This is a genomic window from Synechococcus sp. W60.3, from assembly GCF_047502615.1.
In the GTDB taxonomy this organism is placed as follows: Bacteria; Cyanobacteriota; Cyanobacteriia; order Thermostichales; family Thermostichaceae; genus Thermostichus.
Genome location: NZ_JANSHJ010000005.1, coordinates 18,993 through 31,630, shown reverse-complemented (window position 1 = coordinate 31,630; position 12,638 = coordinate 18,993). Strand labels below are relative to the sequence as shown.

At 58.4% G+C, this 12,638-nt stretch carries 10 protein-coding genes; 8 read left to right on the top strand and 2 right to left on the bottom strand.

The genetic code is table 11. The annotated features are described in order from the left end of the window. Nucleotides 1-220 precede the first annotated feature (220 nt). From NW846_RS02930 to NW846_RS02920, 3 genes are all read left to right on the top strand, one after another. Nucleotides 221-766, top strand: a complete 546-nt coding sequence (locus NW846_RS02930) for a hypothetical protein (RefSeq protein ID WP_414515258.1) — start codon at nt 221-223, stop codon at nt 764-766. Nucleotides 767-842: 76 nt separating this feature from the next. Then, a complete protein-coding gene (locus NW846_RS02925; RefSeq protein WP_414347144.1) occupies nt 843-992 on the top strand; it encodes a hypothetical protein in 150 nt (49 codons plus the stop codon). Between the two features lie 36 nt (nt 993-1,028). After that, the gene (locus tag NW846_RS02920) at nt 1,029-1,316 is read left to right on the top strand and encodes a hypothetical protein (RefSeq protein ID WP_414347142.1); all 288 of its coding nucleotides are present in this window, start codon (nt 1,029-1,031) and stop codon (nt 1,314-1,316) included. Nucleotides 1,317-1,595: 279 nt separating this feature from the next. Here NW846_RS02920 and csx2 read toward each other — a convergent pair whose 3' ends face one another. Beyond that, nucleotides 1,596-2,915, bottom strand: coding sequence for a TIGR02221 family CRISPR-associated protein (gene csx2, locus NW846_RS02915; protein WP_414347140.1), 1,320 nt, complete (start codon nt 2,913-2,915; stop codon nt 1,596-1,598). A gap of 178 nt (nt 2,916-3,093) precedes the next feature. Between csx2 and NW846_RS02910 the strand changes: the two genes are divergently transcribed. The 5 genes from NW846_RS02910 to NW846_RS02890 all read left to right on the top strand — a co-directional run bounded on the left by NW846_RS02910 (nt 3,094) and on the right by NW846_RS02890 (nt 11,159). After that, the gene (locus NW846_RS02910; RefSeq protein ID WP_011431342.1) at nt 3,094-3,678 is read left to right on the top strand and encodes a Uma2 family endonuclease; all 585 of its coding nucleotides are present in this window, start codon (nt 3,094-3,096) and stop codon (nt 3,676-3,678) included. Between the two features lie 27 nt (nt 3,679-3,705). Next, entirely contained in the window at nt 3,706-4,314 is a 609-nt protein-coding gene (locus NW846_RS02905) for a Uma2 family endonuclease (protein ID WP_414347137.1), read from the top strand. 48 nt (nt 4,315-4,362) lie between these two features. Then, on the top strand, nt 4,363-4,917 hold the full coding sequence (locus NW846_RS02900; RefSeq protein WP_414347135.1) for a hypothetical protein: 555 nt from the start codon (nt 4,363-4,365) through the stop codon (nt 4,915-4,917). 187 nt (nt 4,918-5,104) lie between these two features. Beyond that, nucleotides 5,105-8,827 carry a PAS domain S-box protein gene (locus tag NW846_RS02895; protein WP_414347133.1) on the top strand — a complete coding sequence of 1,241 codons (3,723 nt, stop codon included), beginning with the start codon at nt 5,105-5,107 and terminating at the stop codon, nt 8,825-8,827. A gap of 268 nt (nt 8,828-9,095) precedes the next feature. Then, entirely contained in the window at nt 9,096-11,159 is a 2,064-nt protein-coding gene (locus NW846_RS02890) for a prolyl oligopeptidase family serine peptidase (RefSeq protein ID WP_414515254.1), read from the top strand. Here NW846_RS02890 and eno read toward each other — a convergent pair. Further along, entirely contained in the window at nt 11,156-12,439 is a 1,284-nt protein-coding gene (eno, locus tag NW846_RS02885) for a phosphopyruvate hydratase (protein WP_414515252.1), read from the bottom strand. The two genes, NW846_RS02890 and eno, sit on opposite strands and share 4 nt — an antisense overlap. Between the last annotated feature and the right edge of the window lie 199 nt (nt 12,440-12,638).

The window sequence follows — 12,638 nt, the reverse complement described above, 5'->3', positions numbered from 1 at the left end:
GAGTGATGAGGAGGTGAGGGCCCGCCTGGTGCGGGGCCTGGGGGAGCTCGGGGAGTTCTCGGAGGAGGAAAGGGCGCTTTGGCAGAAACAGCTAAAGTGTGCCCTAGGCCTGGAGGGCCAGGACCCCCAACAGGGGTCCCCATCCCAGGGTGGAGGTTCCGGCCAGGGTTCGGGTCAAGCAGAATCCAACGCCCGGTGTTGCCAAAAGCCAGATCCCAGGGTGCAAAGGGCCCTCCTGGAGGAGTTTTTAGCCGCTCTCCACGGCGCCCGGGACGCGAGGTACGCCCGGCTCCTCACCCTGCACAACAAGGCGGCCTGGCTTCTCCTGGTGGGGCTTGGCCTGGGGGTGGCTCTGGGGTGCTTCGATCCCGGGCTTCCCAACGGGCTAAGCCTGGAGACGGGGCTTGTTCTGGGCTTCCTCGGGGGAGCCCTTTCCCGGCTCCTGCGGGTGGTGGCCACGAAAGAGCTTCCCACCGACTACGGGGCCTACTGGGTTCCCCTCTTCCTGGCCCCGGTGCTGGGGGCCTTGGGGGCGGTGGGGGGGTACTTGGTCTTCTGGGCCCTGGTGGAGGCCCAGGCTTTGGGAGGGGGGCTAAGACCCCTCCTCAGCCCGCCCGCCGCCTACGGGCTCTTCGTGGCCCTGGGGTTCTCGGAGCGCCTGCTGGAGGGGCTCACGAAGAGGCTGGAGGACCAGGGCAAGGAGAAGCCCAAGGGGGATGGGAAGGAGGGCCAGGGGAAACCGCAAGACCAGCCAGCCCAGCTTTGAGGGGGTTAAGGTTTTTGTAAGCCCCCCTGAGGAAGATGGAGGTAGGGACCCTAGAGGTCCCGGAAAGGAGGCAGGAATGCGTAAAGGCAAAGGGTATGGCTTTCTGGCTAAGGGCTGGCTCTGGGTAGGGCTCCCTTTGGGGGTTGCCGCTTGCGGCGTCCCTTTCAACTACGAGGTCAACGTCCTGAACTACGCCGACCTCTCGGGCACCTTCACGGTGGGGTAGGAGGGCATTAGCCCCAACCCCAAGACGGTGGGCCCCGTGGTGATCCAGTACACCCCCGACCCCCGGGTGAACCTCACGGGAGTCAGCCTGGACTACAAGGTTTGCTTTACTTCGGAGACCCCGGGAGCGATCTTCCAGGGGAGCGTGGTCTACACCGCCTACCTGGGCGGGGATGCGGGGACGCTCTTCCAGGAGGCCAACAAGCTGGCCGAGGGCACAAAGGATGTCTCGGGCCTCTCCACGGGGGCGGTGTGCGTGGAGGGGCAGCTAGGTTTGGCCACAGTCCTTCCTTGGCGCGGCCAGAGGCGTCGTGGAGGGCCTTGAGGGCGGGGTCGTGCAGCAGACCCTAAAGCTTCGCTTGCCAGTAGTGATAAGCCATGGTGTTCTCGCAGCAGGAAGGGGACGTTTAGAACAACAAAGACAAGAACCCGGCAGCCGTCTGGTGTCGAGGTTACAGAGGCTACAAAACACCATCCGTCGATCCCCCTTGCTTCGTAGATTTCTTCAGCTTTTTTTCTGGTCGTCTGGGAGGATCAAGCTTGAGCTTGGCCAACTTTTTAACTAGGCTTGAAAAGCGGGAACGAAGCTGCCAATGTCTTGGGTTTACCAAGAAGCGGAGGGATCCTTTTCTAGCCGAGTCAATTCGGGAAACAGCGCCTCCAAGCTGGGCAGCAGCTTCTGCAGCACAAAGCTCTCCAAGGCCTCGCCGCCTAGGGGATCGGGATTCATCTGCCCATGGGCCACGTCGTTGCGGTATTCGCTTAGGCAAGACCAAAGATCAGCAAGCTGCTTCACATCCGAAACGTGGGCGGCAATGGGAGGAAGAAACTGAAGCTGCTCCTCTTGCTGGATGAGGGATGACCCTGATTCGCCAGTTGCAGGGGGATCTCCCAAGAGCTGCTTTCTCCGCTGGATAAGGGATCCCAACTGGTGTTCAACTTCTTGCCGCGCTTCTCGTTCGCGGTAGCTTTGGAGCCCCTCACAGAGGCAAAGGGCGGAGACCACCCACTCGCGGGCCAAGAGAATGGCTTGGGTGGTGAGGCGCTTTTCAACATACCAGCGCAGCAGTTGAAAGTGCTTTTGAACTTGCGCTTGGGGATCCGCCGCCTTTTCTGCCGGCAGCGCCAGTTGGCTGTAGCTATCTTGAATACTTTGCAGCAGTAGGCCAAGGGGCTTGGCAAATTGGCCCGCTTCCTTGGCCAACTCCTCGGTAGGGTGGCGTTGTAACTTGCGCAAGTCCTCCTGCAGGCTGACGGGCCTCACCAGCTCTAGGGAACGGGAGATGTCGCGGATGGCCTGTCCAAAGCCCTGCAGCCGGGTGGGCCGGGGATCCCCTTTGCCGGGCCTTTGCTGTCGGTAGAAGTCCCGTTGAACGGTGTCCAAAAGCTGGCCCAGCTCTACTGCCGAGCCGGTGCTGATGAACTTGTCGCTGGCCGTCAGCCAGTCCAGAAGCCGAATGGCCGGCGTGAGATCGATAATGGGGGTCTCCGCCTGGCCAGGGCGGTAGAGGCCGTAGTAGAGCCCCTGGATCTCGACATTTTTGGCCTTGCGCAAAAGGGCGGCTCCCAAGAGCACCAGCAGCGGGATGGAGCGAAAGGCGTGGGTGATATCAAAAAGCAGCCGGCTGTTGGGCTCGATGCCATCGACCAGCACGTCGAAAATCTCCCAGGTCTCCGCTTCCGTTTTGCCCTCAGGAATGGCTTTGGCCACCTTCTCCACCTGGGGTGGCAAGGACTCCTGCAAGCGGCCCCAGTGCTTGGCGCGGGCCTCCTCCGTCAGCAGGAGGATGATTCTATCAATTTCAAAGAGCTGGCAGAGGGCCTTGGCGACGTAGCAGGTTTTGTCTGCCCTTTGCTCCCCAAAGAAATACGTCGTCTCGGTGTAGTCGCCAGTGCCCAGGGTGGTCAAAAGGGTTTTAGCCATAGGGATCCTCCAGGTGGGTCTGCAACGCATCAAAGCACAACCGCTGGCAAGCTACCGCAACCTGGAAGCCCCCCCTTCCCAAAAACAAGAGGCCTTTTCCCGCGCAGTGAAGGCGAAAAACCCAAAGTTAGCCTAGAACTAGAAAGCAGTTGGCCTCTAGAACGAGAGGGATCCTGGCATGCTATCGACCGAAGAGCTGTCGATTGCTCATCCAAAACTTACTCCCGAACAGTTTCTCGCCTTGCCAGAGGAAGATACTACCTATGAGCTGGTCAATGGACAAGCTGTTCCCAAAGATTTGCCGATGTCTCCTCAGAGATTTCATGCCTCTTTGCAGAAGCGGCTGCTTTTCATTCTGGATGCCTGGTGTCAAGGCAAGGGGGATGTGTACACAGAGCTGGCAGTTGTTTTGCAAAGGCAGGATCAAGATTGGCTTCCTGTTCCCGATTTGCTCTATGTTTCCTTTGAACGCTGGCCAGCGCAGCTTGAGGAAGACGGCCCTTGTCCCGTCGCTCCCGAACTGGTAGTGGAGATTCTTTCTCCCGGCCAGAGTTTTGGGGCTGTACTTCAAAAAGCAGCGGACTATCTGGAAGCTGGGATCCCTCGCGTTTGGGTTGTGGATCCCCAAGCCAAGAGCATCACCGTTTTCTACCCCGATGCCCCGCCGCGGACTTTTACGGGATCCCAAGCCATCCAAGATGAGTTTCTGCCCGGCTTGAAGGTTGTCCCCCAGGATGTGTTTGCCCAAGCGAGGATCCCTTAGTTGTTTTAGCTATCTGAGAGGGCTACCATGATTGAAGCTCTGGAAAGGCTAGCAAAGGAACCTGCCGAAAGCTCTGCAACAGCTTCTCGGAAGATTTGGACTGATGAAGAGTTTATGGCTCTGCCCGATGATGGCAATTGCTATGAAGTTGTCGATGGGAAGCTGATTGCTTTGGGTTCGGCAAGTGCAAGGCATGGATACTATGTAAGTTTGATTCACATCCTCCTAGGTGCCTATGTTCGCAGCCAAAAGATTGGCTTTACTTTTGACTCCGATACTTCGTTTAAGATGAAATCTGGCAATCGCCGCTCCCCAGATTGTTCTTTCTTCTCCAAGGAGCGGCTGCGATCCCTTGGCGGGATCCCCAAGGGCTATATCGAGGGATCCCCAGATTTGGTTGTAGAAGTTCTCTCTGAAGTCAACACAGTGGGAGAGATCCACAATAAAATCGTCGAGTACTTTGAAAATGGATCCCGCCTTGTTTGGGTCATTCATCCCGAAGAAAAGTATGTTTTAGTCTACCGCCAGCCTGAGCCCGCAGCATTGAAGCGGCCAGGGGACATTCTGGAAGGCGAAGAGGTGATCCCTGGTTTTGCCTTGGATTTGTCAGAGTTTTTTGCCGAGCCTGAGTTCTAGGGTTCTAAGGCACCTGGTAAACTGGCCCCAAAAACGGGATCCGCTTTCATGGCACCACTTCACCTGCAAGTCCTGGAGCGCAACCCCAGACGGCTGCGGATTGCCCTGCAAAGGTTTACCCCTGAGCAACTGGCCTGGCGAGTGGTTGTGGACCTAGGGCTGTTGGCGCTGGGATCCCAGCTGTGGGCTCGTTCGCTGCTCTTGGGGTTGGTGCTTGTGGGGGTGGGCCTATGGACTGGGATCCCTTGGGGGTTGGGGCAAATCTTGAGCTTGGATCGCGAAAACCAACGGGTCACCTTAACCCGTCTGCGTGGCCCTTGGGGAATTTGGCGGCAGCAGGCGTTCTCCTATCCCTTGGCTCAATTGCAAGGGGTGCGGATACATCGGGTAGGCTGGGAGCTCTTAGATAACCAAGCCCAAGAGAGTTTCCAAGTCCAAAGTCAGGTGCGGCTCCAGTTTCGCGAAGACCCTTCCCAACCTGATCCAAAAGAGGAGGTCATCGCTTGCTTCAATAGCCAAGTAGGCGTAAAAGGGAGCGAGCCAGAGGCTTTCGTGCTCTCTCAGCGGCTGGTGGGCTGGATTCAAGCATATCTATCTAACTAAACACTCAGGAAATCCAAAAAAGAACCCCTTATCCTGAAGCTCCCTTGTCAGGGAATGCTGTCCTCCCCAGGGAGATAGCGGAAATGCTGGCACAATGCCTGAGTCTAGGTTAGAAATGCTACCTATTAATCGGCCAGCCTGAGTCTAGGTTAGAAATGCTACCGATTAATCGGCCAGCCTAACTTCTATGAGCGTCCCTGGAGATTTGGTTAACCTGATTACCTTACTCAGCCAGAACACCTTGCCCACTTGGCTTTGGCTAGTCCTTTGGGGATCTTCTCTAGCAGGGCTTATTTACTGGCAAAGGCGGCGGCTGCAGCAAGCTCAGCTGGGCTTTGCAGACATCGTCATGCTGGCGCGGGCGGATACAACGGTTGTGGAGTGCAACGAAACTTGTCGGAAGGTTTTAGGCGATTGGCGGGGCAGGCGCTGGCTTGAGGCCCTGCCAGTAGAGGAGCAAGAGGAGGTGCGGCAGAAAATAGCCCAGCTCACTCCTCAGCACCCCTTCTTTAGCCAAGTCAGTAGGTTAATAGATGGGCGGGGAGAGGTGCGCTGGTTGGAGTGGGTCAACCAGGGCATCTTTGACTGGCGGGGCCGGTTGCAGTTTATTCGTGGGCTAGGCCGAGACATTACCGAGAAGAAGCAATGGGAAGAAAACCTGCGGCTGCGGGAAGCCCAACTGCGCGCTGTGCTAGATGCCCTGCCGTTATCGGTGTGGGCCAGGGATCCTCAAGGAGTGCTGATTTTACAAAATGCCACCGACCGCGCCTGGTTTGGCGATCTGCTGGGCACTTCTTTGGAGGAGGTGGATCGAGAACACGGGGACTGGCAAGAGTATGTCGCCCGCGCCCTTCGAGGGGAAGTTGTCAAGTACGAGGGGAAAGAGCTCGTTCAGGGAGAAGAGCGCTATACCTATTCCGTAGTCGTGCCCCTGAGAGAGCAATCGGAAGGGCGGGGGGTTCTCGGCGTTAGCCTAGACATCACCGAGCTAAAGCGCCTGCAACAAGAGCTAGTAGAGCAGCAGGAGCGCTTTCGCGCCTTCATCAACAACAGCCATGAGATCTTGTGCCGAATTGACGGCCAGGACCGGTTGCATTGCCTTAACTCACCGGCGGCTAAGAGGATCCTAGGGCGCTGTCTTGAAGAGGGAGAGCCGCTGCCTTGGGAGTGGATCCACCCTGAAGATCGACAGGCTGTTGTCAACGCTTTCCAGCGCCTAAGAGCTAGCCCAGGCGAGACGCTCAGCTTTGTCTATCGGTTGCAGCACGCCGATGGCCATTGGGTGTGGCTGGAGAGCTGCTGCACCAACCTTTTGCAGGATCCTTTAGTGCAGGGGATTGTGTGCAGCAGCCGCGACATTACCCAACAAAAGCAGGTGGAACTAGCTTTGCGGGAAAGCGAAGCCCGCTTTCGGGAAATGGCCGAGGCTGTGCCGGTGAGTTTCTTCGTCTGTTCCGCAGATCTCAGCCAAGTTCTCTACGAAAGCCCCCGGTGTCAAAGCATCTGGGGATACACACCGGAGGAGTTTTATCAAAAACCGGATCTTTGGAAAGAAAGGCTTCACCCTGAAGATCTGCCCCGTGTTCTTCGATCTCTTCCTCGAGTTATTCGAGGGGAGCAGCCAATCACCTACCGCATCTTCCATCGAGATGGCAGCCTGCGCTGGTTACGCACTTCCTGTCAGCCTATTTTTAATGAGCGGCAAGAAATCATCCGCTTTGTAGGTGTTACGGAAGACATCACCGAGCAAAAAGAGGTGGAGCTGGCTCTACAAGAAAGTGAGGCTCGCCTTAGAGCTATTCTGGACAGGATCCCCTTTTCCATCTTCCTCAAAGACCTGGAGGGGCGCTATCTTCACGCCAACAGGTTTTATCTACAACAGAGAGGTTCTGAGCTAGGAGAACTTATTGGCAAGCTAGATGATGAGCTTTTCACTCCCGAAGAGGCCCGCGAGTTCCGAGAGCAGGATCAGAGAGCCCTCCAATCTCCGGATCCTGTCAGCTACGAGCGGATTTTTTCCCGCAATGGCAAGCAATTGAGCCAGTGGGTTACCAAATTTGCCCTGCGAGATTGCCAGGGGGATCCCTATGCCGTCTGTGGCGTTGTTGTGGACATAACGCCTCTTAAGCAGGCTCAGGATCTGTTGATGCAAGAAGCAGAGCGGGAGCGACTACTAGGGGCTTTGCTGCGGCGGATCCGACAAGCTCTAGACCTGCCAGTTATTTTGCAAACAACCACTGCCGAGGTGCGGGAGTTTCTCCAGGTGGATCGGGTAATGATCTACCAGTTGCAGGAGGGGGCAGGGGGGTTTGTGGCCGCTGAGTCAGTGGTGGATCCCTGGCCTAGTCACTTGGGCCGCTACGTGTGGGATGAGTATTTCCACAGGGATCCCTGCTATCGCAAGTACCAGCAGGGCTTTGTGCAAGCCATCGAAAATGTGGCGACCGCCAGTTTGGATCCTTGCTATCGGCAGCTCTTGGAATCTTTCCAGGCCCAGGCCAACTTGGTGATCCCAATCCGACGGGGTGAAGACCTTTGGGGCCTCTTGGTGGCGCAGCACTGCCAATCCAGCCGCCCGTGGCAGGAGTGGGAAATTGAGCTTTTGCAGAAGCTGACCGACCAGTTGGCTATCGCGTTGCAACAGGCTCAGTTGTACGAGCAGGTAAAAGCTCTAAACCAAACGCTAGAAGAAAAAGTGCGGCAGCGCACTGCGGAGCTAGAGCGGGCTTTGCAATTTGAGGCTCTCCTAAGAAGCATTGCCAACCGCGTGCGCGATTCTCTCGACGAAGCTGAGATCCTCAGCGCCGCCGTGCGCGAGCTGGGAGAAAGTCTAGATGCCGATGGCTGCGACATCAGCCTTTACAACGCCGATTTCACCCTTGCCACCATCCGCTACGAGTATTGCCCCCGCTCCGATTCTTATCTGAACCTCTCCATCCCTTTGCAGGGAGGGCCTTACGAAACCGTGTATCGACAATTAACTGCAGGGCAGCCTTGTCTATTTTGCTTCTTAGGGCGAGCCTCGGAAAACCGCCAGGTAGTAATGGCTTGTCCCTTGCTAGATAAAGGCCAAGTGCTGGGGGATCTGTGGATCTTTCGCTCGGCGGCGCGTCCTTTCGACGACCAGGAGATCCAACTTATCCAGCAGGTGGCCAACCAATGTGCCATTGGGCTGCGGCAGGCGCGCCTGTTCCAGGCTGCCCAAGAGCAGGTGCAAGCCCTGGAGCGCCTCAACCGTCTCAAAGACGACTTCATCAGCACCGTCAGCCACGAGCTGCGCACTCCCCTGGCCAGCCTGAAAATGGCCCTGAAAATGCTGCAGATAGCTCGCTCAGAGGAGAAACGAGCGCAATACTTCCTCATTGCCGAGCGGGAGTGCCAGCGGGAGATCGAGCTCATCAACGACCTGCTGGATCTGCAGCGGCTGCAGGCGGAGGCCTATGCGCTGGAGGTGCAAGCCCTCACCTGGCGAGATCTGCTGGGGGATCTGCTGACCGTTACCGAAGAGCGGGCCCGCGCCAAGGGGCAGAGCTTTCAAGCCAGCGTCCCCCTAGAAAGCACCATCACAACGGATCCCTTGCTGTTGCAACGTATCCTGCGGGAGCTGCTGCACAATGCTGTGAAATACACCCCGGCCCAGGGATCCATCCGCCTACGGGTAGAAACCGAAAACCGCCGCAGCATCGTCGAGGTCAGCAATAGCCAGCCGATCCCCGCCGAGGAGTTGACCCGCATCTTTGAGCGCTTTTACCGCATTCCCAGCAACGATCCTTGGAAGGAAGGGGGCACGGGTCTGGGCTTGGCCTTGGTGAAACAGATGGTGGATCAGTTGCGCGGATCCATCGAGGTGAGCAGCGCCGCCGGCTGGACAACCTTTACGCTTCACCTACCTCATCTGCCCCAACTTTGACACAAAAGGATAGCTTGGTAGCCCCGTACTTGAGTGCGGGGCGGAAAAGCCCTTGAGCCACTTTAGTTGCTTCTTTGTTAGAGTTAGTACAGAGCTTCTCCAGGAAAACAACCTACAGTAAGCAGAACTTTGAGGTTATGCCTCAAAGGACTGTCTAGGGGCGTCTTGACAGCGCCTTCGCGAGTCCATTTGGGTGGGAGTGTCAAATCCCACGCTGAGGTCTCAGGCTTCTGCCATAGTGGAATTGGTCTTTTGTTGCTCCGTCTCTATGCTCAACTACCCGCCCAGCCATCCGGATCCCACTGTTGTCGACTTCTACCATGGGCAAGCGGTGCCGGATCCCTATCGCTGGCTGGAGGATCTGGATTCTGAGCAGACGCGAGCTTGGATCGAGGCGCAAAACCGCCTAACTTTTGACTACTTGCAGCGGATCCCGGCCCGGCAGCGGCTTCTGGAGCGCCTGAGGCAACTGTGGAACTACGAAAAATACAGCCAGCCCTTCAAAGAGGGCAACCGCTACTTCTACTTCAAAAACGACGGCCTGCAAAACCAGAGCGTTCTCTATACCCAAGAAAGCCTGGAGGGAGAGGCGCGGGTTTTGCTAGATCCCAACACCCTCTCGGAAGACGGCACGGTGGCCCTCTCAGGGATTGCCATCAGCCGCGACGGGCGCTACCTGGCCTATGGTCTCTCCCGCTCCGGCTCCGACTGGCAGGAGTGGAAGGTGCGGGATATCGAAACGGGAGAAGACCTGCCGGATCACCTGCGCTGGATTAAATTCTCCGGGGCCAGCTGGACGCTGGACGGGCAGGGATTTTTCTACAGCCGCTACGACGAGCCGGCCCCTGGCAGCGAGTACGAAAGCGCCAACTACTTCCAAAAACTCTACTACCACCGCCTGGGCACCCCCCAGTCGGAAGATCTCTTGGTCTACCACCGCCCTGACCAAAAAGAGTGGGGCTTTGCCGGCGGGGTTACCGAAGATGGAGACTACCTAATCATCTCCGTCTGGCGGGGCACGGATCCCAAAAACCTCCTCTTCTACAAAGACCTGCGGGATCCCAGCTCGCCGGTGGTGGAGCTTATCCGCGAGTTCCAGGCCGAGTACGCCTTTGTCGGCAACGACGGCTCCCGCTTTTGGCTGTTGACGGACCTCCAGGCTCCCCGGCGGCGACTGGTGGCCATTGATCTCGACAACCCAGGTCAGTTGCAAGAGGTGATCCCCGAAGCCGAGGAGACCCTGCAGGGAGTTAGCCTAATCCACAACCAGTTCGTTGCCTTCTACCTCAAAGACGCCCACACCCAGATCCGGACCTTTGCTTTAGACGGCACCTACCTGGGGGAAATCCCCCTGCCGGGGCTGGGATCCGCCAGCGGCTTTGGCGGCAAGCGCCACGACACCGAGACCTTCTACACCTTCACCAGCTTTACCACTCCCCCCACCATCTGCCGCTACGACTTCACCAGCGGCCGCAGCACCCTCTTCCGTCAGCCCCAGGTGGATTTCGATCCCCAGGCCTATGAGGTGCAGCAGGTGTTCTACGCCAGCCAAGACGGCACCCGCATCCCCATGTTCCTTGTCCACCGCCGCGGCCTAGCGCGGACAGGGGATCACCCCACCCTGCTGTACGGCTACGGCGGCTTTGGCATCTCTCTGACCCCCAGCTTTTCGGTGGGCCTGGTGGCCTGGCTGGAGATGGGAGGGGTTTACGCCCAGCCCAGTTTGCGCGGCGGCGGCGAATACGGGGAAGCCTGGCACCAAGCGGGCACCAAGCTCAACAAGCAAAAGGTGTTCGACGACTTCATCGCCGCGGCTGAGTGGCTCATGGCCAACGGCTACACCAACCCCTCCAAGTTGGCCATCGCCGGCGGCAGCAACGGCGGCCTCTTGGTGGGGGCCTGCCTGACCCAAAGGCCGGATCTCTTTGCAGCAGCCCTCCCCGCCGTGGGGGTGTTCGACATGCTACGCTTTCATAAGTTCACCATCGGCTGGGCCTGGATCTCCGAGTACGGATCCCCGGAAGACCCGGAGGAATTCAAGGCCCTCTACGCCTACTCCCCCCTGCACAACCTCAAGCCCGGCACCGCCTACCCCGCCACCCTGATCACCACGGCAGATCACGACGACCGGGTGGTGCCCGCCCACAGCTTCAAGTTTGCCGCTGCCCTGCAGGCAGCCCAGGGGGGATCCCAGCCCATCCTCATCCGCATCGACACCAAGGCAGGGCACGGGGCCGGCAAGCCCACCAGCAAGCTGATTGAGGAAGCTGCCGACCGCTGGGCCTTTTTGGTGCAGGTGCTAGGGATCCCCTGGGACGGAACGGGAAGTTAGCGAGCTCTAGGACCCAGGCCCACCTGACCGGCATAAACTGCCGCTTCCCCCAGCTCGTCTTCGATGCGCAGCAGTTGGTTGTACTTGGCGATGCGCTCGCTGCGGCAGAGGGATCCGGTTTTGATCTGGCCGGCGCGGGTGGCCACCGCCAGGTCGGCGATGGTGGTGTCTTCTGTCTCACCGGAGCGGTGGCTGATGAGGGTGCGAAAGCCCGCCTGAACGGCCAGTTGAATGGTCGAGACCGTCTCTGTCAGGGTGCCGATCTGGTTGAGCTTGATCAAAATGGCGTTGGCAGCGCCGCTGTCGATGCCTTTCTGCAGCCGGGCCGGGTTGGTTACAAACAGGTCGTCCCCCACCAGTTGCACCCGGGATCCCAAGCGGGCGGTCATGGCCTGCCAGCCGGCCCAATCTTCTTCCGCCAGCCCGTCTTCCAGGGAGAGGATGGGATAGTTGGCCAGCAGTTGCTCGTAGTAGTTCACCATCTGCTCGGCGCTGCGGGCTTTGCCCTCGAAGTGGTACTGCCCATCCTGCAGCAGCTCGTTGGCCGCCACGTCCAAGGCCAAGGCGATATCCTCCCCTGGCCTGTAGCCCGCCTGTTCAATAGCCGTCATCAATAGATCCAAAGCTGCGGCGTTGGAGTCGAGGTTGGGGGCAAATCCGCCTTCATCCCCCACCCCCGTGGACAGTCCCCTCTGCCGCAGCACTTGTTTTAGGGCTGCAAACACCTCGGCTCCGTAGCGCAGCGCCTCGCGAAAGCTGGGTGCTCCGATGGGCACGATCATAAATTCTTGAATATCGAGGTTGTTGTCGGCGTGGGCGCCGCCGTTAAGCACATTCATCAGCGGCGCCGGCAGCAGGTTGGCAAAGGGTCCACCCAGGTACCTGTACAAAGGCAGGCCCACTGCACTGGCAGCCGCCTTAGCTGTAGCCAAAGAAACTGCCAAGATGGCATTGGCTCCCAGTTGCGACTTGTTGGGGGTGCCGTCCAGATCGATCAGCAACTGGTCGATGCGGGCCTGGTTGAGGGCATCTTCCCCTCGCAGCTCCGACTGGATGGGGCCGAGGATGTTTTCCACTGCCCTCAGCACACCCTTGCCCCCGTAGCGCTTGGGATCCCCGTCCCGCAGCTCGTGGGCCTCAAAAGTGCCGGTCGAAGCGCCACTGGGCACCTGGGCCAAGCCGGTTGCCCCATTGGCTAGGCCCACCAAAGCTTCTAAGGTCGGCTGCCCCCGGGAGTCGAGGATCTCATGGGCGGTAATCCACTCGATGGCCGTTTCCACAGTTGCACCTCAGCAATTGGCTAGACAGTTCTGGCCGAAGCCAGATTGCCAATAGACTAGTGGATTTTTGCCCCCGGATCCCTTTGGCTTCCGGAAAACTTTAATGGGCACAGGCGGCACAGTTGCTTTCGGTCTGAGCTAGGAACAGGCAGGGAGTAGCTGAGAACATAAAGCCCTATCTCCGTCCACAGCTTCAGAT